We start from the raw sequence: 21,815 nt of genomic DNA on the forward strand, positions 1-21,815 counted from the left end.
TAGCGGGCGCTTTTTTATGCCTGATGTTATGGCGGCTGTGCGCGGGATACCTTCGGGTATGCCGGGTTCCTAGAGTCCCGGTCTGCGAACCTGCGTACAGCTGCCACCCGGTATCGTTTCGCAGCGATGGGTAGTAGCTCCATAACTCTAGGAGCTTTGCCATGATCAAACACAGTCCAAACCCGCCATTAGACTCAACCTCGCTTCACGCAACTGCTCACCGCTGAACCCTCCTACTGAAACAAAGTGGTCTGCTGAAGACCATGGCATCTTCATCGTGCGCAAAGGAACAGATGCAAAGACGTTGTTGATCAACGCTTCGGAGGATCTTGCGTCGGCTCAACCGCCACGTCGTTCCCATTCGCCGCCAACGTGCAGGCGCTAAAGTGATACCTTCTCGATCCCACTTGATAAAAAAGGAGTTTTACCGCCGATGAGGATCAAATGTTCCGTCTTTATCGCAGCCAGCATTGACGGTTTTATTGCCCGGCCAGATGGGGATATCGAGTGGCTGCATCGACCGGAATATGAGAGTTCGGGCTTGAACGGCATCACGTATGAAAGTTTCATCGCAACGGTTGACGGGTTGGTCATGGGGCGTAAGACCCTGGAAAAAGTACTGTCCTTTCCAGAGTGGCCCTATGAGGGCACACCGGTCATAGCGCTGTCTCACCAGACCTTGCAGATTCCTGCGCATCTACAGGGCAAGGTGGAGGTCTTGGCAGCCGACGTGAGCACACTTGTCGAGCAACTGGCCGAGCGCGGCATGAAACATCTTTATATCGACGGCGGCCAGACCATCCAGGCATTTCTTGAAGCCGGCCTGCTCAATGAGTTGATCATCACCCGTATTCCGATTCTGCTAGGTCAGGGGATTCCGTTGTTCGGTCAAATCGGGCACGAATGTGAGCTTCGCCACATCGATACCTGGGCCTCGGACAATGGGTTTGTCCAAAGCCGGTATGCGATCGAGCAGCGTTGACTCGCAAAATCGCCACACACAAAAACGCCCCGAACCAGTCGGGGCGTTTTTATTCAGCTTGAAGCAATCAGCCGTCAGTCAGCCAAGCGCCAGGTCGTCCCGCCCTTCCCGTCTTCCAACACCACGCCCATGGTGGTGAGTTGGTCGCGGATGCGGTCGGATTCTGCCCAGTCCTTGTTGGCACGGGCATTCAAGCGGGCCTGGATCAGTGCGTCGACTTCGGCTGCGTCCACACGCCCTTCGGCGCCGGCTTGCAGGAAGTCGTCGGCTTCCATTTGCAGCACGCCCAGCACACTGGCCAGCTCTTTCAAACGGGCCGCTAAACCAGCCGCTGCATCCAGATCGCTCTCGCGCAGGCGGTTGATCTCGCGGACCATTTCGAACAGCACGGCGCAGGCTTCGGGGGTGCCGAAGTCGTCGTTCATCACGGTGGTGAAGCGTTCAACAAATGCTTCGCCACCGGCCGACGCAACAACTGGCAAGCCTTTTAACGCATGGTAGAAACGTTCCAGGGCGCCCTTGGCGTCCTTGAGGTTGTCTTCCGAGTAGTTGATGGCGCTGCGGTAGTGGCTGGACACCAGCAGGTAACGCACAACTTCCGGGTGGTACTTTTCCAGCACGTCGCGGATGGTGAAGAAGTTGTTCAAGGACTTGGACATCTTCTCGCCATTGATGCGAATCATGCCGCAATGCATCCACGCGTTGGCGTAGGTCTTGCCGGTGGCCGCTTCGCTTTGGGCGATTTCGTTTTCGTGGTGCGGGAACTCAAGGTCGCTGCCGCCGCCATGAATGTCGAAGGTCTCGCCCAGGCAGCAGGTGGACATCACCGAGCATTCGATGTGCCAGCCCGGACGCCCGGCGCCCCACGGCGACTCCCAGCTCGGCTCGCCCGGCTTGGTGCCTTTCCACAGCACGAAGTCCAGCGGATCCTGCTTGGCTTCGTCGACTTCGATGCGTGCACCGATGCGCAGGTCTTCGATTTTCTTGCGCGACAGCTTGCCGTAGCCCATGAACTTGGCGACGCGGTAGTACACGTCGCCATTGCCCGGGGCGTAGGCGTAGCCCTTGTCGATCAAGGTCTGGATCATCGCGTGCATGCCAGGGATGTGGTCCGTGGCACGCGGCTCCATGTCCGGCTTGAGGATGTTGAGGCGCGCCTCGTCCTCGTGCATGGCAGCAATCATGCGCTCGGTCAGCGCGTCGAACGACTCGCCGTTTTCATTGGCGCGATTGATGATCTTGTCGTCGATGTCGGTGATGTTGCGCACGTACGTCAAGTCGTAGCCGCTAAAACGCAACCAGCGGGTCACCAGGTCGAAGGCGACCATGCTGCGGCCATGGCCGATGTGGCAGTAGTCGTACACGGTCATGCCGCACACGTACATGCGCACCTTGTTGCCATCCAGCGGCTTGAAGACTTCTTTGGTCTTGCTGAGCGTGTTGTAGATCGTTAGCACGATGTTTCCCTTAAGACTTGATCACTGGCCCCACGAATCACGCAAGGTCACGGTACGGTTGAATACCGGAGCGCCTGGTTTCGAGTCCTTGATATCTGCGCAGAAGTAACCTTCGCGCTCGAACTGGAAACGGTCTTCCGGCTGTGCGTCGCCAAGCGATGGCTCGGCACGACAACCCGTAAGTACTTGCAGGGAGTCAGGGTTGATGTTGTCCAGGAAGCTGGCGCTGTCTTCGGCCTTCTCAGGGTTGGCCGAACGGAACAGACGATCGTACAGGCGCACTTCGCACTCGACGCTGGCGGCTGCCGGCACCCAGTGGACCACGCCCTTGACCTTACGGCCTTCAGGGTTCTTGCCCAGGGTGTCGGGATCGTACGAGCAACGCAGTTCGACGATGTTGCCATCGGCGTCCTTGATCGCCTCAAGGGCACGGATCACGTAGCTGCCACGCAGGCGCACTTCGCCGTTGGGCTCCAGGCGCTTGTAGCCTTTTGGCGGCTCTTCCATGAAGTCATCGCGGTCGATGTAGATTTCACGGGCAAACGGCAGCTTGCGCACGCCCAGTTCTTCTTTTTGCGGATGACGCGGCAGTTCGAGGTTCTCGACCTGGCCTTCCGGGTAGTTGGTGATCACGACTTTCAACGGACGCAACACGCACATGGCGCGCGGGGCATTGTGGTCCAGGTCCTGGCGAATGCTGAATTCCAGCATGCCGAAGTCGACCACGCCGTCGGAGCGGTTGGTGCCGACCATCTCGCAGAAGTTGCGGATCGACGCCGGGGTGTAGCCGCGACGGCGGAAGCCCGACAGGGTCGACATGCGTGGGTCATCCCAACCAAACACGTGCTTTTCATCGACCAGTTGCTTGAGCTTGCGCTTGCTGGTGATGGTGTAGTTGAGGTTCAGGCGGCTGAATTCGTACTGACGCGGATGCGCCGGTACTGGCAGGCTGTCGAGGAACCATTCGTACAGTGGACGGTGGCTTTCGAACTCCAGGGTGCAAATGGAGTGGGTGATGCCTTCGATGGCGTCCGACTGACCGTGGGTGAAGTCGTAGTTGGGGTAGATGCACCACTTGTCACCGGTCTGGTGGTGATGGGCGTGGCGGATGCGGTACATGATCGGGTCGCGCAGGTTCATGTTCGGCGAGGCCATGTCGATCTTGGCGCGCAGTACGCGGGCGCCGTCCGGGAACTCGCCGTCGCGCATGCGGGTGAACCAGTCCAGGTTCTCTTCTACCGAACGGTCGCGGAACGGGCTGTTCTTGCCCGGCTCGGTCAGGGTGCCACGGTATTGCTTGGCCTGTTCCGGGCTCAGATCGTCAACGTAGGCCTTGCCGGCCTTGATCAGTTCCACGGCCCAGTCGAACAACTGGTCGAAATACTTGGAGGCATAGCGCACTTCACCGGACCATTCGAAGCCCAGCCACTTGATGTCGCTTTCGATGGCGTCGATGTATTCCTGGTCTTCCTTGGCCGGGTTGGTGTCGTCGAAACGCAGGTGCGTGACGCCACCGAACTCCTGAGCCAGGCCGAAGTTCACACAGATCGACTTGGCGTGGCCGATGTGCAGGTAACCGTTGGGCTCAGGCGGGAAACGGGTGACGATCTGCGTGTGCTTGCCCGAATCCAGGTCCGCCTGGATGATCGGGCGCAGGAAATTGACCGGGACGGCAGGTCCGGCCTTGGAATTCGAGGTAGGGTCGACAGTGGGCTTGCTCATAGGATCCTTGAACAGACAGGTACGTGGCCGGGTCAGGCCAGACAAACAAAGGGCTTATCATAGCCGATGCTGTCAAGCACCTGACAGGGCATGCTCAAAAACTGCTGCATTTATTGCATGGGCGGTAAAAAACCACCTCGAAATTCCTGCAGGGCACGCTAAACTGCGCGCCTTGGCAATGTCTTGCCAGACAGGTGCTGGCGTGTGACGCGCCAGAACCCACGAATTCCTTGAAAGAGTAGTGAACATGACTCAAGTCAAACTGAGCACCAACCACGGTGACATCGTCATCGAGCTGAACGCCGAGAAAGCACCGATCACCGTCGCCAACTTCATCGAGTACGTGAACGCCGGCCACTACGAAAACACCGTTTTCCACCGTGTCATCGGCAACTTCATGGTCCAGGGCGGCGGTTTCGAGCCTGGCATGAAAGAAAAGAAAGACAAGCGCCCAAGCATTCAGAACGAAGCGGACAACGGTCTTTCCAACGACAAGTACACCGTCGCCATGGCCCGTACCATGGAGCCGCATTCGGCCTCCGCGCAGTTCTTTATCAACGTGGCCGACAACGGCTTCCTGAACCACAGCGCCAAGACCGTACAGGGTTGGGGCTACGCGGTATTCGGTAAAGTCACCGAAGGCACCGACGTCGTGGACAAGATCAAGGGTGTCTCCACCACCATGAAGTCCGGCCACCAGGACGTACCAGCAGAAGACGTGATCATCGAGAAAGCCGAGATCATTGCGTGATATTGCTGATTTCAGATTTGCATCTGGAAGAGGAGCGCCCGGATATTACCCGGGCGTTTCTGGATTTACTCCACGGCCGCGCCCGTGGCGCGCAAGCGTTGTACATCCTGGGGGACTTTTTCGAAGCCTGGATTGGCGACGATGGCATGACCCCGTTCCAGCGTTCGATTTGCACCGCTCTACGTGAGTTGAGCGACAGTGGCACCCAAGTATTCCTGATGCATGGCAACCGGGATTTCCTGATCGGCAAGGCGTTCTGCAAAGCAGCAGGCGCGACCTTGCTCAAGGACCCCAGCGTCGTGCAGATGTATGGCGAGCCCGTGCTGTTGATGCACGGCGACAGCCTGTGTACCCGCGACCTCGGCTATATGAAGCTGCGGCGCATCCTGCGTAACCCCATTGTGTTGTTTATCCTGCGCCACCTGCCCTTGCGCACTCGCCATAAACTGGCGCGCAAGCTGCGCAGTGAAAGCCGTGCGCAGACGCGCATGAAGGCCAACGATATTGTCGATGTGACGCCCGAGGAAGTGCCACGGGTGATGCAGCAGTTCGGCGTGCGCACCCTGGTCCACGGCCACACCCACCGCCCGGCCATTCACAAATTGCAGATTGGCGAGCAGGCGGCCAAGCGCATTGTGCTGGGGGATTGGGACAAGCAAGGCTGGGCGTTGCAGGTGGATGAGCAAGGGTTTCAATTGGCGGCGTTTGACTTCGTCAACCCGCAGTTGGCGTTGCCTGGCGCCTGACTTACAAACAACACGAATCAAATGTGGGAGCGGGCTTGCTCGCGAATGCGCTGTGTCAGTCGACACCTTAGGTGACTGACACAGCGCATTCGCGAGCAAGCCCACACATTTTTGACCGCGTGCGCTGCAAGATCAGTGACCCGACGCCGCCGGCCCTGCCTTCGCGGTAAACGGCGGCTTGGCCAGCCACACCAGCAGGATCAAGCCCATGAACATCCACCCCAGCAACGTGAAATAGTCCACGGTGGACATCATGTATGCCTGGCTGGTGAGCACCTGGTCCAGTTGCGCATAGGCCTTGTGGCCCGCACCGCCCAGGGTGTTCAGCGCCTCGCGGGTGGCCGAGTCGTACACACTCATGCTCTCGCTCATGTAGGCATGATGCTGGTCAGCCCGGCGAATCCAGATCCAGGTAGTCAACGATGCCGCAAAGCTGCCGCCCAGGGTTCGCAGGAAGGTCGCCAGGCCCGCACCGTCGGCGATCTGGTGCGGCGGCAGGTCGGACATCAGGATGCTCAAGGTCGGCATAAAGAACAGCGCCACACCGATGCCCATGAACAGTTGCACCAGGGCGATGTGCTGGAAGTCCACTTCATTGGTGAAACCGGCGCGCATAAAGCAGCTCAGGCCAATCGCCAGGAACGCCAGGCCGGCCAGCAGCCGCAAATCGAACTTGTGTGCGTACTTGCCGACAAAGGGCGACATGAGCACCGGCAGGATGCCGATCGGCGCCACGGCCAAACCGGCCCAGGTGGCGGTGTAGCCCATCTGCGTCTGCAGCCATTGCGGCAGGATCAGGTTGATCCCGAAGAACCCGGCATAGCCCAGCACCAGCACAATGGTGCCGATGCGGAAATTGCGGTGGGCAAACAGGCGTAGGTTGACCACCGGATGTTTGTCGGTCATTTCCCAGATCACGAACACCGCCAGGGCGATCACCGAGATGGCCGCGCCGATGATGATGAAATTGGATTCGAACCAGTCCAGGTCGTTGCCCTTGTCGAGGATGATCTGCAAGGCACCAACCCCGACGATCAGGCTCAACAGGCCGACATAATCCATCGGCTGATGGCTGGTGACCACCGGCCGCTTCTTGAGCTGCGAACGTACCACCATCACCGCAAAAATCCCGATGGGCACGTTGATGAAGAAGATCCACGGCCAGCTGTAGCTGTCGGTGATCCAGCCGCCAAGAATGGGACCTGCAATCGGCGCGACCACCGTGACCATCGCCAGCAGTGCCAGGGCCATGCCGCGCCTGGCGGGTGGATAGACGGCGATCAGCAAGGTCTGGGTCATCGGGTACAGCGGCCCCGCCACCAGGCCTTGCAGCACCCGGAAGCCGATCAGCTCGGGCATCGAGGTGGAGATACCACACAGGAACGAGGCCAGCACAAACAGAAGCGTGGCCCACAAAAACAGCTTCACTTCGCCAAAGCGCCGGCTCAACCAGCCGGTCAAAGGCAGCGCAATGGCATTGCTCACGGCAAATGAGGTGATGACCCAGGTGCCCTGCTCCGAACTCACCCCCAGGTTGCCAGAGATGGTCGGCAGCGCCACGTTGGCGATGGTGGTGTCGAGCACCTGCATAAAGGTCGCCAGGGACAGGCCAATGGTGGCCATCAGCAAGCTGGGCGGCGTGAAGGAGGCGTTATTGCTCATCAGCGTTGTGCTGCCTTGGGCGCGGCTACGCTGTTGTCATGGATCAACTGGGTGATCATCGCGTCGGCCTCGGCCAACTGGCGGTCGTACACATTGGTACTGAACGAGGCCTTTTGCGGCGGTTGTTGCGCCAGCACCGGGCCGCTCTGGTCGTGCAGGTTGACTTCCACCTGGGTCGACAACCCCACTCGCAACGGGTGCTGGGCCAACTCCTGGGCATTGATATGGATGCGCACCGGTACCCGTTGCACGATCTTGATCCAGTTACCCGTGGCGTTCTGTGCCGGCAGCAGGGCAAACGCACTGCCGGTGCCGGCGCCGAGGCTGTCGACGGTGCCGCTGTATTTCACATCACTGCCGTAGATATCGGCCTCGATGTCCACCGGCTGGCCAATGCGCATCTGGCGCAGTTGGGTTTCCTTGAAGTTGGCGTCGATCCACAGTTGGTCCAGGGGAATCACCGCCATCAACGCCGTGCCCGGCTCGACCCGCTGGCCCAGCTGTACGGTGCGCTTGGCCACATAGCCGGTGACCGGGGCGATCAAGGTGCTGCGCGCATTGGCCAGGTAGGCCTGGCGCAACTGCGCGGCAGCGGCCTGCACATCCGGGTGGGACGATATCACCGTGTCATCCACCAGCGCGGTGGAGGTATTGAGTTGCTGTTGCAGGTTGGCCAGTGAGTTGCTCGCCGCGCTCAGGGCATCACGGGCATGGGACAGTTCTTCCAGGGAAATCGCGCCACCCTGGGCGAGGATCCTGCGGCGGTTGAAGTTGTCCTGGGCCGTTTGCACTTGGGCTTTTTGCGCCTGAACCTGGGCTTTCATGCCATCCACATTGCTGTACAGGCCGCGCACTTGGCGTACGGTGCGCGCCAGGTTGGCCTGGGCACTTTGCAAGCCGACGGCCGCGTCGTTGGGGTCGAAGTTGATCAGCACCTGACCTTCGTGGACCAGGTCGCCATCATCGGCGCCAATGCTGACCACGGTGCCGGTGACCAGCGGGGTGATTTCCACCACGTTGCCGTTCACGTAGGCGTCGTCGGTGCTTTCGCTCCAACGGCCATACAGCTCGTGCCAGCCCCAGACGCCGACGACGCAGAGCACGACGATCAGCGCCAGGCCCAGCAACATGATCTTGCGTTTGCGCGGGTTGCTGTCGTCGGGTTGGGAGGGTGCGGTGTTGTTTGCTTGGGCAGTAGCCATGACAAATACCTTGCGTTATTCAGCGCGCGTGACTGGCGTGTTCATTGAGTCCCGACCCGTTGCAGGGTGATGGGGTCACCCGCAGCGATCAGGATTTTCTTGAGGATGTATTCCAGGGTCTGCAATTCCCCCGGCTCCAGCACGCCAGCCAGTTGGTTCAGGGCCTGGGCGCCGATCTGCGGCAACATGTCCGCCAGGCGCTGGCCGTCGGCGGTCAACACAAGCTGCACCTGGCGCCGGTCCTGCTCGGAACGCTTGCGTGCCAGCAGGTGTTTTTGCTCCAGGCGGTCGAGCATGCGGGTCATCGAGCCACTGTCCAGGGACAGGTTGCGGCACAGCTCCGCCGGGGTATCGACGCCAAACTGGGCCATGATAATCAACACCTTGAACTGCGCGGCGGTGATGCCGTGGGGTTCCATATGGGTGTCGATGATGCGGTCTTTGAGAATCGCGGCGCGCCCCAGCAACAGGCCGAGATGGCAGTTGTGGAAGTTTTCCGGGGTGAAGTGTTTCATCGAAAGTCACCTTATTACTGCCTAGGCAGTGAATATGTGACCAAATATTACTGCCTAGGCAGCGAATGTCAAATAAATAGTTAGGTTGCTTGGTAATCAGGCGATGACTGGAGCCATGGGAAGGTTCTGAATCCACGACAAAACAAATGTGGGAGCTGGCTTGCCTGCGATTGCGGTGTGTCAGCCACTAGAAATAGTGACTGAACCACTGCTATCGCAGGCAAGCCAGCTCCCACAATTTGATTGACGTTTAAGCGTCAGAAATCCCGTTTGTAGAAGATATCCAGGGAGCTTGCCACGCCGCTGGCCACTTCCAGATACACCCGCTTGCTCAGCAGGTAGCGCAAGGCGATGGTGCTGGCCGGTTCGAACACCCCCACGCCGTAACGCAAGCTGAGCTTTTCGGTGATCTTGCCGCTGGCCACCACGGCCGTACTGTTGCCGCTGCCCTGGGTGTCCAGTTCGAAGTCCTGGATTCCCAGGTTCTTGGCAATGTCCGACGTCACCCCGGCACTGCCCATCAACCCCAGGCCGAGCGCCGCTTGCGCCAGCATGTTGTTGTCTTCACCGGTGGTGCTCAACGGACGGCCCAGCACCAGGTAGGACAGCGCCTGCTCCTGGCTCATGGCCGGTTCCGAGAAGATTTGCGTGGTGGGTTGCTCGGCACTGCCGCTCAGGCGGATACCCGCGATCACGTCGTCGGTCTTGCGGATGGCTTCAATATCCAGATACGGCTGGTCGAGCGGCCCGGCGAACAGCAGGCGCGCACGGCGCACATCGAGTCTCTGGCCGTAGGCACGGTAACGGCCGTCGTTGAGCCAGAGTTCGCCACGGGTGTCCATGTTATCGCCGATATGCACCCGGCCCTGGACCTTGGCCGTGAGGCCGAAGCCCGCGAAGTTGAGCTGATCCTCGCCCACCACCACGTTGATATCCATGGCCATGGCCATCGGCGGCTTGCCTTCTTCGGTCTGGCTGCCAACGATCACCGTGTCATCCGAGACCTTGACCGTCGAAGGCGGCAATTCGCGCACGGTGATATCACCGCGCGGGATGTGGACATTACCGGCGATCGCCAACTTGTCGTCCTTGAGGCTGATCTTCAAGTCGGGCGCCACTTCCAGCTTGGCGTAGGGTTCGACCGTAACCGGTAATTGCGAACCCTGCAGGCTGAGGTCAACGATCAGGGCCCGGCCCCAGTCGATCTGGCCCTTGAGGCTGCCCTGCCCGGCCTTGCCGCTGCGCCAGCCGCCGTTGAGCTGTACGCTTTCACCGGCAATCAGCGCCTGCACGTTCAGGCCCTCAAGGCTGATCGGCAGTTCGGGCCCGGAAATCTCGCCCGCGATCAGGTTGATATTGCCGTTGACCTGCGGCGCCAGCAGCCCGCCGGAAATACGCCCGCTACCGTTGAGCTTGCCGCTGAGTTTTTCCACCATCGGCACAAACGGGCGCGCTACCGCCAGGTCCAGGCCGGTGAGGCTGAAGTTGCCGGAAATCGGCTTGTTTTTCGCCAAGGGGTTGAGCTGTGCCTGCAACAGCAACTCACCGAGTTTGCCACCGCGGAAATTCAGCTGGGTATCGATGCGCGTAGGGTTGAGCGTGGTTTCCAGCTTGAGGGTGTCGTAGGGGAAATCCAGCCACTGGTCCTTGTCCTTGACTCGCAGCGTGCCGCCACTGGCATCCACCGCGATCAAGCCTTTGGGGCCACTGGCCGGCAGGTCGAGCTGGATATCGGCGTTGAGCTTGCCCTGCCAGGCAAAATCCTTGGGCAGCCATTGCGCCAGGCTGTCGATGGGGAATTGCTTGAGGTGGTAGCGCAGCTTGGGATCGGGCATCAGCCGCTGGTCTTCGCCACACAGGCTGGCGGGCCCGGAGACCCAGCAATGGGCAGCGAAGGTCAGCTTGCCGTCGGCCATACGCTCGATTTTTGCCGGGGCCTGCAGTTTCCAGTCCTGGCCACCGGCCTGTACATCACCACTGGCCAGGCGCCCGCGCCAGTTGCCTTTGTCGAGCGTGCCGTCCAGGGCCAGGGCCAGCTTGACCAGGGGGCCCATCAGGTCCAGTTGGACTTTCTGGCTTTTGATATCGCCCTGGGCGCTGGCGGTCAGGGTGCCGAGTTGGGTGTCACCGGCCTGGATCCCGCTGCCCTTGAGGTCGATCTTCGCCCGTTGCGCGCTATCAAGTGTCGCGTCCAGGCTGAGGGCTTGCAGGCGATTGTCTTCAAACACCAGTTGCTGGCCCTTGAGGTCGAGCTTGCCCTGGGGGGCCTTTAAAGTGCCGGCCACATCGAGCCGCCCATTGACCTGCCCACGCAACTGCGGCCAGAGCTGGGCCAGGCGTGCGAGCTTGATGTCGATCTGCCCGGCCAGGCGCTGTTGCAGGCTGCCACTGCCGTTAATGCGGTTGTCACCCAGGCGGATATCCAGGTTGGCCAGGGTCCATTGCTCACCCGCGCCTTCGGCCTTGGCCGCCAGCACGGCGGGCTGGCCGCGCAAACGCCCCTTCAGATCAAGGTCAGCGGTGAGCTTGAGTTGTTCGTTTTTCATTTCACCCTGGCTGCGCAGCGGCCCGGCGAGCGTGCCCGGCAGTTCCGCGACCCAGTACGCCGGGTTGATCGCCGACAGGTCAAGCGCCGTATCCCAGGCGATGCCATCGGCAAATTGCAGGTTCAGGTGGCCTTCGGCCTTGCCTTGGCCGGCAACCAGTTTCAGTTCTGGCAGGAACACTTGGGTCAGGTCGCCACTGAATGGCGTAACCAGACTGAACTTGCCGGCCGGCCCATCGAGGTCGGCCTTGAGATTGCCCAGGTAGTTGCCGTCCTTGTAGGAGACTTCGCCGTTGAAGGTACGCAACACCACTTGCGGCTCGTCAATCAGCGGGTACAGGCGGTGCCAGGGGAAATCCAGCCAGTCGATTTTTGCATCTGCGCTGAAGCCCTGCTGCCAATCCAGTTGGGCACTGAGCTTGAGGCTCTGCTTATCCCCGGCATTCAGGTCCAGGCCGGCGATCTGCGCGCCCTTGGCGTCGACCCGGCCTTGCAGCAACAGGTCAACCGGGCCCTTTTCTGCGGGTAATACGGCCTTGCCCAACAGTTGATAGCCCTTGCCCAGGTCGCCCTTGGCCGTCAGGTCCAGTTGGTTGAGCTGCAGGGTGTCCGGCAAGTCGGCGGCGGGCTTGAAGCCATCGGCGGTGATCTGCAGTTGCGCCGGCAGGTTCTCGACCAGGGGTTGCAGTTCGCCCTTGAGCTTGGCGGGCAGGTAGCCCGTGCTGTCGGCGTCGAGCTTGAGGGTCTTGAGCAAATCACCCGTGACGTTCAGCGCCACGGCCCATGGCGCGCCACCCGGAGCGTAGGGCAGGCTCAGGTTACCGGTCGCCGTCAGCGGCCAGTCACCGGTGGGTTGCAGCATACCGCTGAGGTCCAGCACCAGGCCGTCGCGCTGCAGGTGCACCGCGTCGATCTGCATTCCTTCAGCGGTCCAATGGGCCGCCAGTTGCAGGCCCTGGAGTTCTTCGCTGCCGTTGAACAGCAGGCTGCCTACACGCACGTCGCCCAGTTCGATGGCCAAGGGCAGGTTCAGGTCTGGCAGGGTAATCGGGCCGCTGCTTTCTTCGGTGCTGGGTGGGAACTGCAGGCTCACCTGCTCCACGTCCAGTTGCCGGATGCACAAGGTCATGCGCAGCAGGCACGCCGGCGACCAGTCGAATTTCGGCGCATTGAGTTCCACGCGGCTGCTGTCCTGCTGCCACAGCAGATGGTCGGCGCTCCATTGCCCGCCCAGGTGGCCCTGGAAGTTGTCCACGCTCAACCCCGGAACCTGGCCGAGTGCCCAGCGACTGCCGACTTGCGTACCCAGTACGCTCCATACGGCCAGGGGCACCAAGGCGACAAGCGCCACCACACTCAGACCCGCTATTTTCAAACCACGCTTCACAGCTCAGGCCCCATGGAAAAGTGCAAACGAACGCCGCCCGGGTCTTCCAGGGCATGGGCCAGGTCAAGGCGAATCGGGCCGACTGGCGACACCCAGCGCACGCCGATGCCGACCCCGGTTTTCAGGCTCGGCAACTCAAGGCTGTTAAAGGAATTGCCCTGGTCGACAAAGGTCGCGATCCGCCATTTTTCGGCGATGGAATATTGATACTCGGCGCTCAAGGCCACCATATAGCGGCCACCGATACGGTCGCCTTTGTTGTTTTCCGGGGACAGGGTCTGGTACTCGTAGCCACGCACGCTCTGGTCGCCACCGGCAAAAAAGCGCAGGGACGGCGGCACCGACTTGTAGCCGTTGGTGGCGCTGCCGCCAAACTGTGCACGGCCGAGGAAGCGGTGCTTGTCCCACACCGTGGTCAAGCCCTTGATCATCGCGGTGCCGTACAGCAGGTTGGTGTCCGAGCCGAGCCCCTCTTTGGCCACCTTGGTATCGAACTGCAGGCGATAGCCGTTATGGGGGTCGATGCGGTTGTCGCTGCGCAGGTAGGAATAGCTGATTCCCGGCATCAGCAAATTGCTCAAGCCGGAGTCATCCCCCAGGCGATATTCTTCGCGCTGCCATTTGAGCGAGATCACCCGTGTCCAGCCGCTGGGCAGCTTGCTGTGCCATTCCGGGCCGAGGGTGAGCAGTTTGCTGAGGGTGTCAGTGTTGGCCAGTTCTTCGTTCTGGTAGCCACCGGCAAAGCGCAGCTTGTCGGTCAATGGCGGGTCGAGGGGGATGTCGTACCACAGGCCGACGTTCTGCCGGGGCGCCGACAGCTCCGCCTCCCAGCCATAGCTATGCCCCTGGGGGTTGACCCAGTGCCGCGTCCAGTTGGCCTTGCCGCGCGGGCCGACGTCAGTGGAAAACCCCAGGCCCAGCCCCATGGTCCGGGGTTTGCGGGTTTCCAGCTGGACCGCCACCGGGATCACATCATTGGCCGCTGCGGCCGGGGCCGCGTCCACCCGCACGCCCTCGAAATAACCGCTCGACTGCAGGGCCTGGTTCAGCTCGGCAATCAGCTCGGAATCGTAAGGGGTGCCACTCTGGAACGGCACCATGCGTTGCAACAGTTCTTCATCAAAGGGGGTATCGCCGGCAAAGTTGACCTTACCGAGGGTGTAGCGCGGGCCGCTGTCGTAGACCAGCTCGATATCAGCCACGCCCGCCTGGGGATCGACAGACAGTTTCTGCTGGGTAAAACGGCCACTGAAATAGCCGAAGCGCGAGGCCTGGTTCTGGATCAGGCGCTTGGCGTCTTCGTAATGACCATGATTGAGTACGGCGCCGGACTTGAGGTCTTGGCTATCGGGTACGCGAAAGGACTTTAACTCGGCCGCAGGGCCGTCCACCCGAATCGTGACATTACGCAAATGCACGGGCTCGCCAGGGTCGATGCTGAGGATCAGGCGCGGGTTCTTGCCGGCCTTTACCTCACTGGCAATCTGCGGCTGATAAAAGCCCAGTGCCTGGGCGGCCTTGCGCGCCTGCTCCTCGGCACCGCGACTGAAGCGCAGCAAGGCCTCCTCATCACGCTCGCCAACCCCGCCGATATAGCCTTCGATATTGGCCTTCAGCGCATCGTTTGAAGGTTTGACCCGCACGTCCAACTCGCTTTGCGCCAAGGCGCCGCAGCTTGTGAACAGCAGAATCAAGCCGCTGGTAAATCTATTGGAAAACTTCATAGGCGCGGATGCTACACGAGCTGGGGAGCACCTTAGAACCGGGAATTGTCTGAATAATTCTGTGTTAAGGCGTTGCAGGTTGTAACACTTGGGGGTTTGGGTGAAAAAACACATGCTCCAGGATAGGTCCTACAGCCACCTCGCCCACTTCGTCATAGCCCTGGCGTTTATAGAACTCCAGGTAGAGCGGATTGCCGGTGTCCAGCACCACACCTTGAGAATGCGGGTCTTCGGCGCACCAGTTATGCACGGCTTCGAGCAGTTGCTCGCCGTAATGCTTGCCCTGGAATTGCGGGTGAATCCCCAACAGCGGCAACACGTGTACCGACTCGGACGGCAGGCATGCCAACACCGCCTGATGGTATTCGAGGTAACGCCGGGTACACCTCAAGCCAGTGCTCAACCACATGCGTAATTGCCAGGCCCAACTTTCAGTGATACCCAGGCGCCGTTGCGGAGGGGCAATCAGGGCGATGCCGATCAGGCGGTCATTGACCAGCAGGCCGATCGCCGGCAGTTCCTGGAGAAAATGCTGCTTGACCAGTTCGCGCACCGTAGCCCTGACCCGCTGCTCATACCCGGAGCGTTCGGCTTCAAACAGGTAGGCGAAGGTCGGCTCATGGCGATAGGCGTGGTACAGCAACGAGCGCGCTTCGCGGGAATAGCCGCTATCGAGCATGTGGACCTGGGCAATGGCGGTGCTAGTGTCAGGCATCAGTTGTATCTCCCCTGGGCGCAACTCAAAAGGCCGCGCTCTTATTGTTACGAGCCCGGGGCAACTGAGTCGTTCCGTGCCATTGGCTCCTTGAGAGACATTAGCAGTGCATCTGTCCTACCGCCACGCTGGCCCCCGTCCGACTTGTCGGCTAGCATCGCCCTTTTGCCAGACTGGACTGCCGACCATGAAAATCGTCTCCTTCAATATCAACGGGCTGCGTGCCCGGCCTCATCAGCTGGCGGCCCTGATCGACAAACATCAACCGGACGTGATCGGCCTGCAGGAAACCAAGGTCCACGACGACCAGTTCCCGCTGGCTGAAGTCCAAGCCCTGGGGTACCACGTGTACTACCACGGGCAGAAAGGCCACTACGGTGTCGCCCTGCTCTCGCGCCAGGAGCCGCTGGCCCTGCACAAGGGTTTTGCCAGCGACGATGAGGATGCCCAGCGCCGTTTTATCTGGGGCACCTTTGCCGATGAACACGGCAACCCGATCACCATCATGAACGGCTATTTCCCACAGGGCGAAAGCCGCGATCACCCCACCAAGTTCCCGGCCAAGCAGCGCTTCTACGAAGACCTGCAACAGTTGCTGGAAACCCAGTTCAGCAATGACCAGGCGTTGGTGGTGATGGGTGATGTGAACATCTCCCCTGAGGATTGCGATATCGGCATCGGTGCCGACAACGCCAAGCGCTGGCTGAAGACCGGCAAATGCAGCTTCCTGCCTGAAGAACGCGAATGGATGGCGCGCCTGAAAAACTGGGGCCTGACCGACAGCTTCCGGCACCTGAACCCGGATGTGGCGGATCGCTTCAGTTGGTTCGATTACCGCAGCCGTGGCTTTGAAGATGAACCCAAGCGTGGCCTGCGCATCGACCTGATCATGGCCTCCAATGGCCTGCTGCCACGGATCAAGGATGCGGGCGTGGACTACGAACTGCGCGGCCTGGAAAAACCGTCGGACCATGCGCCGATCTGGCTGGAACTGAGCTGATTTTTGCGGCAACACCATCAAGAAATGTGGGAGCGGGCTTGCTCGCGAATACGGTATGTCATTCAACACATCCAGCGACTGACCCACCGATTTCGCGAGCAAGCCAGCTCCCACACTGGGTTCAGTTGGGCGTCAGTCATATTCTGGCAACCTTACTGACTTAATCTGCCCGCACGTCCTTTGGCTTGAGAAGGTGGCGGCATGATGCTGCGCGTTCTGTACCTGCTGGTTCTGTGTAGCACCTTCCCTCTTTCGGTCGTTGCAGCGCCCCTGCCCTTTCCCGAACAGGGTCCGGCCCTGCGCCTGCAGGGCTCCAACACCATTGGCGCGGCGCTGGGCCCGGCGCTGGTCAAGGGTTTGATGGTGCAACAGGGCCTGAAGGCCGTGCACAGTGAACCGACGAACCGCCCCAATGAGCAGCGCCTCGTCGGCACGAGCCCCCAAGGCAAACGGGTCCTGGTAGAAATCGCCGCCCATGGTTCCAGCACCGGCTTTGCCGCGCTGAAAAATGCCGCAGCCGACCTGGCCGCCGCGTCGCGCCCGATCAAGGACCGCGAACTGGTGGAGCTTGAACCCCTGGGCGACCTGAAAAGCCCCGGCGCCGAACAGGTAATTGCCATCGATGGCCTGGCGATCATCCTGCATCCACGCAACCCCTTGCAGACGTTGACGACCGAACAACTGGCGAAGATTTTCAGTGGCGAAACCAGCACTTGGGAAGCCTTGGGCGGCACCGGCGGGAGGATCCGGCTGTATGCCCGCGATGATCAATCCGGAACCTACGACACCTTCAAGGAGTTGGTGCTCAACCCTCGCGGTAAAACCCTCGACAGCGCGGCCAAACGTTTTGAGTCCAGCGAGCAACTGTCCGATGCGGTGAGCCACGACCCGCAGGGCATCGGCTTCATCGGCCTGCCCTACGTGCGCAAGGCGAAGGCCGCAGCCATCAGTGATGGTGACTCCCAAGCCATGTTGCCGGCGAACAGCCTGATCGCCACCGAGGACTACCCCCTGTCGCGCCGCTTGTTTTTCTACCTGCCGCCCAGCAACAGCAATGCCTGGGCGCAGGCGCTGGTGGACTTTGCCCAGAGCGCCCAGGGCCAGGCCATCGTTGCCGCCAACGGGTTTATCGCCCAACAGGTCCAGGCTATCAGCGTGCAGCCACGGCCACCGATGCCGGACGCCTACCAGGCCATCGCTCGCGAGGCACAACGCCTGAGCGTGAATTTTCGCTTCGAAGAAGGCAGTGCGAGCCTGGACAACAAGGCACGCCAGGACCTGGCACGGGTGGTGGCTTATATAAGCAGCCACGACAAACGGGACAAGCGGGTCACGCTGGTGGGGTTTGGTGACGCCAAGGATGACCCGCAGCGCGCCGACCTGTTGTCCAAGTTGCGGGCAATGGCGGTGCGTCGCGAGTTGGTCAAGAGTGGCGTGGTGTTGCGCGACATCCGCGGCTTTGGCGCCGAGATGCCGGTGGCAGCGAATACTGTGGATGAGGGGCGGATCAAGAATCGCCGGGTGGAGGTCTGGGTTTACTGACGCCTGAAGACTGGGGTTGACTGGCCCACCGCTATCGCGGGCAAGCCCGCTCCTACACTGAATGTGGGAGCGGGCTTGCCCGCGATAAGGCCGGCGTAGTGTTACTGACCGCTGCGCATCAGCTCTTTAGGCACATATTTGCCAATTTCGAACTTGCCGATCGCCGCCCGATGTACTTCGTCCGGGCCGTCGGCCAGGCGCAGGGTGCGCTGCATGGCGTACATGTAGGCCAGCGGGAAGTCGTTGGACACCCCGGCACCACCATGGATCTGGATCGCCCGGTCAATTACCTTGAGTGCCACATTCGGTGCCACCACCTTGATCTGGGCGATTTCACTTTTCGCCACTTTGTTGCCGACCGTGTCCATCATGTACGCCGCTTTCAAGGTCAACAGGCGTGCCATGTCGATTTCCATCCGCGAGTCGGCGATTTTGTCGATATTGCCACCCAGGCGCGCCAGCGGCTTGCCAAAGGCGGTGCGGCTGACAGAACGCTTGCACATCAATTCCAGGGCGCGTTCAGCCATGCCAATGGAGCGCATGCAGTGGTGAATACGTCCTGGGCCAAGGCGCCCCTGGGCAATTTCAAAGCCGCGGCCTTCACCCAGCAGCACGTTTTCGTACGGCACGCGCACGTTGTCGAACAGTACTTCGGCATGCCCATGGGGCGCGTCGTCGTAGCCGAACACCGGCAGCGGCCGAACGATTTTCACCCCGGGCGCATCCACCGGTACCAGGATCATCGAGTGTTGCTGGTGACGCGGCGCATCCGGGTTGCTCAGGCCCATGAAGATGAGGATTTTGCAACGCGGGTCGCACGCGCCGGAGGTCCACCACTTCTTGCCGTTGATGACCCATTCGTCACCCTGGCGTTCGGCGCGGGCGGCCATATTGGTGGCGTCGGAGGACGCCACATCCGGTTCGGTCATGGCGAACGCCGAGCGGATCTCGCCGCGTAGCAGCGGCTCCAGCCAGTGCTGTTTCTGCTCTTCGTTGGCGTAGCGCACCAGCACTTCCATATTGCCGGTGTCGGGTGCCGAGCAATTGAACGGCTCCGGGCCGAGCAAGGAGCGGCCCATGATTTCTGCGAGCGGCGCGTATTCCAGGTTGGTCAGGCCCGCGCCCAGCTCGGACTCCGGCAGGAACAGGTTCCACAAGCCTTCGGCCTTAGCCTTGGCTTTGAGCTCTTCCATGATGGCGGTGGGCTGCCAGCGATCACCTTCGCTGACCTGGCGCTCAAACACCGGTTCGGCTGGGTAAACGTAAGCATCCATAAACGCGGTGACGCGTTCACGCAGTTCCTGAACCTTGGGTGAATAGGCAAAATCCATGAGCAGCTCCCTTCTTTGAGAGGTTGTTTAGGTCATGCAATCGATGCTAGAACAGCGCTGATAATTTACCTAGCCTATTCTCGGCGTGTATTAACATTCATCACCGATATATGATCGGCGTATGAAAACCTAACAAGAAGAGCGCAACGAAATGAATCTGAGCAAGGTCGACCTCAATCTTTTCATCGTGTTTGACGCGATCTACACCGAAGCCAACCTGACCCGCGCCGGGCAGATCGTCGGCATTACCCAGCCGGCGGTATCAAACGCCCTGGCGCGCCTGCGCGAGACCTTCAACGACCCGCTGTTCGTGCGGACCGCCCAGGGCATGGTGCCGACCCCCATGGCCCAGAACATCATTGGCCCGGTGCGCAATGCGCTGTCGCTGTTGCGGGTGTCGGTGCAAGAGAGCCGGATCTTCAACCCCTTGCAGGCGGCCAAGACCTACCGCATCAGCATGACCGACCTCACTGAAGCGGTGATCCTGCCGTCGCTGTTCCAGCGCCTGCGCCGCCTGGCGCCCACGGTGATCATCGAAAGTTTCCTGTCCAAGCGCCGTGAAACCACCAAGGAACTGGCCGCCGGCCGCCTGGATTTTGCGGTGGACGCGCCCCTGAACACCGACCCGCAAGTGCGCCACGTCAAGCTCATGGAAGACCGCTACGTGTGTGCCATGCGCAAGGGCCACCCGATGGCGGGCAAGGAAAAATTCAGCCTGGATGACTACCTCTCGCTGACCCATATTCATATTTCCAGCCGACGCAATGGCCTGGGCCACGTCGACCTGGCCCTGGGCAAGATGGGGATCCAGCGCAAGATCGCCCTGCGTTCGCAGCATTACCTGATGGCCTCCCAGGTATTGCAGCAGACCGATATGGTGATGACCGTGCCCGAGCGCTTTGCAAGGCGTAACGAGCTGCACTCGTTCAACCTGCCGGTCAATGATGTGCCACCGGTGGAAACCCACCTGTACTGGCATGAAAGCACCGACCAGGATCCAGCCAACCGCTGGATGCGTGAGCAGATGATCGAACTGTGCCAGCAGGTCACGGCGCGTGAGAAGAAGCTGGACCAGCAATCGACCTGACCTTGCCGGCTCCTGCAATGGGCTTGATTCGCTTGACGTTTACGTCAAGCAGCCATTAGCGTAGCGCCGAGACCCTCCTTGAGCGCCACCATGAGCACGACCTACAGCATCTCCGACCTGGCCCGCGAGTTGGACATCACTACCCGGGCCATTCGCTTCTATGAAGAACAGGGCCTTTTGAGCCCCGAACGCCGTGGCCAGGAGCGTATCTATTCGCCTCGGGACAAAGTCAGCCTGAAGCTGATCCTGCGTGGCAAGCGCATCGGTTTTTCCCTGGCCGAGTGTCGCGAACTGATCGAGCTCTACGACCCCACCAGCGGCAATCAAAAGCAATTGCACAGCATGCTGGCGAAGATCAGCGAACGCCGTGAGCAGTTGGAGCAACAGTTACTGGACATCGAACAGATGAAGCTGGAACTGGACACCGCCGAAGAACGTTGCACCCAGGCCCTGGAACAGACGATCCAGAGCCAGGTCGGCCAACCCCAATAAAAAGGTAGATCCCATGTCTCTCCCCTCCCATGTGCGCCTGGTCGAAGTCGGCCCGCGCGACGGCCTGCAAAACGAAGCACAGCCCATCAGCGTGGCCGACAAGGTGCAACTGGTCGACGCTCTCAGTGCGGCGGGCCTGGGTTACATCGAAGTCGGCAGTTTTGTCTCGCCCAAGTGGGTACCGCAAATGGCCGGCTCAGCCGAGGTGTTTGCGCAGATCCAGCGCAAGCCGGGCGTGATCTACGGCGCGCTGGCGCCGAACCTGCGCGGGTTCGAGGACGCGCTGGCGGCTGGGGTCAAGGAGGTCGCGGTGTTTGCCGCGGCGTCGGAGGCGTTTTCCCAGCGCAATATCAATTGCTCCATCAGCGAGAGCCTGGAGCGCTTTGCGCCGATCATGGCGGCGGCGCAGCAACAGGGGGTGAGCGTGCGCGGCTATGTGTCCTGCGTGCTGGGTTGCCCTTACGAGGGCCAGGTGGCGCCGGAACAAGTCGCCGCCGTGGCGCGAGAGTTGTATGCCATGGGCTGTTACGAGGTGTCTCTGGGCGACACGATCGGCACCGGCACCGCCGGCGCCACGCGCCGTATGTTTGAGGTGGTGGGCAAGGACGTGCCACGGGCAAAGCTTGCCGGGCATTTCCATGACACCTACGGGCAGGCCATCGCCAACCTGTATGCCAGCCTGCTGGAAGGTATCAACGTGTTCGACAGCTCTATCGCCGGCCTCGGCGGCTGCCCCTACGCCAAGGGCGCCAGCGGTAACGTGGCCACCGAGGACGTGCTGTACCTGCTCAACGGCCTGGGCATCGAGACCGGTATCGACATGGACAAGCTCCTGGTGGCGGGCCAGCAGATCTGTTCGGTACTCGGCCGCCCCACCGGCTCACGCGTGGCCAGGGTCCGTAGCGCCAGTTGAGTAGCGTGCCCGTGGCGATGTGTTACCTCGCGGCTACACATC

General features: G+C 60.8%; 17 protein-coding genes. 8 read left to right on the top strand and 9 right to left on the bottom strand.

All coding sequences use genetic code 11. The features are described 5' to 3' along the window. The first annotated feature begins 433 nt into the window (after window positions 1–433). Window positions 434–982 carry a dihydrofolate reductase family protein gene (locus C5F71_RS01020; RefSeq protein ID WP_092239075.1) on the top strand — a complete coding sequence of 183 codons (549 nt, stop codon included), beginning with the start codon at window positions 434–436 and terminating at the stop codon, window positions 980–982. A gap of 74 nt (window positions 983–1,056) precedes the next feature. Here the strand turns inward: C5F71_RS01020 and cysS are convergent, their stop codons facing one another. After that, window positions 1,057–2,439 (bottom strand): cysteine--tRNA ligase, encoded by a 1,383-nt coding sequence (cysS, locus tag C5F71_RS01025; RefSeq protein WP_104910394.1) that lies wholly within the window; start codon window positions 2,437–2,439, stop codon window positions 1,057–1,059. A 21-nt stretch (window positions 2,440–2,460) separates the two neighbouring features. Beyond that, complete coding sequence (locus tag C5F71_RS01030; protein ID WP_029299467.1) at window positions 2,461–4,161, bottom strand: glutamine--tRNA ligase/YqeY domain fusion protein; 1,701 nt, start codon at window positions 4,159–4,161, stop codon at window positions 2,461–2,463. A gap of 247 nt (window positions 4,162–4,408) precedes the next feature. On the opposite strand from C5F71_RS01030, the gene C5F71_RS01035 reads away from it, so the two are divergent. Both C5F71_RS01035 and lpxH read left to right on the top strand, forming a co-directional pair. Then, on the top strand, window positions 4,409–4,912 hold the full coding sequence (locus C5F71_RS01035) for a peptidylprolyl isomerase (RefSeq protein WP_029299465.1): 504 nt from the start codon (window positions 4,409–4,411) through the stop codon (window positions 4,910–4,912). Continuing rightward, a complete protein-coding gene (lpxH, locus tag C5F71_RS01040) occupies window positions 4,909–5,658 on the top strand; it encodes a UDP-2,3-diacylglucosamine diphosphatase (RefSeq protein ID WP_029299464.1) in 750 nt (249 codons plus the stop codon). The genes C5F71_RS01035 and lpxH overlap by 4 nt, the downstream gene beginning before the upstream one ends. Before the next feature lie 132 nt (window positions 5,659–5,790). Here the strand turns inward: lpxH and C5F71_RS01045 are convergent, their stop codons facing one another. The 6 genes from C5F71_RS01045 to C5F71_RS01070 all read right to left on the bottom strand — a co-directional run bounded on the left by C5F71_RS01045 (window position 5,791) and on the right by C5F71_RS01070 (window position 15,408). Continuing rightward, the gene (locus C5F71_RS01045) at window positions 5,791–7,320 is read right to left on the bottom strand and encodes a DHA2 family efflux MFS transporter permease subunit (RefSeq protein ID WP_029298326.1); all 1,530 of its coding nucleotides are present in this window, start codon (window positions 7,318–7,320) and stop codon (window positions 5,791–5,793) included. Further along, window positions 7,320–8,522 (bottom strand): efflux RND transporter periplasmic adaptor subunit, encoded by a 1,203-nt coding sequence (locus tag C5F71_RS01050; protein ID WP_092239067.1) that lies wholly within the window; start codon window positions 8,520–8,522, stop codon window positions 7,320–7,322. The genes C5F71_RS01045 and C5F71_RS01050 overlap by 1 nt, the downstream gene beginning before the upstream one ends. A gap of 41 nt (window positions 8,523–8,563) precedes the next feature. Next, window positions 8,564–9,037, bottom strand: coding sequence for a MarR family winged helix-turn-helix transcriptional regulator (locus C5F71_RS01055; protein WP_029298330.1), 474 nt, complete (start codon window positions 9,035–9,037; stop codon window positions 8,564–8,566). Window positions 9,038–9,294: 257 nt separating this feature from the next. Next, complete coding sequence (locus C5F71_RS01060; protein ID WP_104910395.1) at window positions 9,295–12,969, bottom strand: translocation/assembly module TamB domain-containing protein; 3,675 nt, start codon at window positions 12,967–12,969, stop codon at window positions 9,295–9,297. Continuing rightward, window positions 12,966–14,693, bottom strand: coding sequence for an autotransporter assembly complex family protein (locus tag C5F71_RS01065; protein ID WP_070995480.1), 1,728 nt, complete (start codon window positions 14,691–14,693; stop codon window positions 12,966–12,968). Before C5F71_RS01065 ends, C5F71_RS01060 begins: the two co-directional genes overlap by 4 nt. Before the next feature lie 64 nt (window positions 14,694–14,757). Further along, complete coding sequence (locus C5F71_RS01070) at window positions 14,758–15,408, bottom strand: GNAT family N-acetyltransferase (RefSeq protein ID WP_029298336.1); 651 nt, start codon at window positions 15,406–15,408, stop codon at window positions 14,758–14,760. A gap of 187 nt (window positions 15,409–15,595) precedes the next feature. On the opposite strand from C5F71_RS01070, the gene xthA reads away from it, so the two are divergent. Both xthA and C5F71_RS01080 read left to right on the top strand, forming a co-directional pair. Next, on the top strand, window positions 15,596–16,408 hold the full coding sequence (gene xthA, locus C5F71_RS01075) for an exodeoxyribonuclease III (RefSeq protein WP_104910396.1): 813 nt from the start codon (window positions 15,596–15,598) through the stop codon (window positions 16,406–16,408). A gap of 201 nt (window positions 16,409–16,609) precedes the next feature. Next, complete coding sequence (locus C5F71_RS01080) at window positions 16,610–17,950, top strand: substrate-binding domain-containing protein (protein WP_104910397.1); 1,341 nt, start codon at window positions 16,610–16,612, stop codon at window positions 17,948–17,950. Window positions 17,951–18,051: 101 nt separating this feature from the next. Here C5F71_RS01080 and C5F71_RS01085 read toward each other — a convergent pair whose 3' ends face one another. After that, window positions 18,052–19,281: an acyl-CoA dehydrogenase gene (locus C5F71_RS01085; protein ID WP_104910398.1), complete on the bottom strand. Its 1,230-nt coding sequence runs from the start codon at window positions 19,279–19,281 to the stop codon at window positions 18,052–18,054. Window positions 19,282–19,432: 151 nt separating this feature from the next. Here C5F71_RS01085 and C5F71_RS01090 point away from each other — a divergent pair, with 151 nt between their 5' ends. The 3 genes from C5F71_RS01090 to C5F71_RS01100 all read left to right on the top strand — a co-directional run bounded on the left by C5F71_RS01090 (window position 19,433) and on the right by C5F71_RS01100 (window position 21,773). Then, window positions 19,433–20,368 (top strand): LysR family transcriptional regulator, encoded by a 936-nt coding sequence (locus C5F71_RS01090; protein WP_029298344.1) that lies wholly within the window; start codon window positions 19,433–19,435, stop codon window positions 20,366–20,368. Window positions 20,369–20,458: 90 nt separating this feature from the next. Continuing rightward, window positions 20,459–20,860, top strand: a complete 402-nt coding sequence (locus C5F71_RS01095) for a MerR family DNA-binding transcriptional regulator (RefSeq protein ID WP_029298346.1) — start codon at window positions 20,459–20,461, stop codon at window positions 20,858–20,860. A 13-nt stretch (window positions 20,861–20,873) separates the two neighbouring features. Next, the gene (locus tag C5F71_RS01100) at window positions 20,874–21,773 is read left to right on the top strand and encodes a hydroxymethylglutaryl-CoA lyase (protein WP_104910399.1); all 900 of its coding nucleotides are present in this window, start codon (window positions 20,874–20,876) and stop codon (window positions 21,771–21,773) included. Window positions 21,774–21,815: the final 42 nt, after the last annotated feature.

Origin of the sequence: Pseudomonas sp. LG1D9, assembly GCF_002949995.1 — a bacterium.
Classification (GTDB): domain Bacteria; phylum Pseudomonadota; class Gammaproteobacteria; order Pseudomonadales; family Pseudomonadaceae; genus Aquipseudomonas; species Aquipseudomonas proteolytica.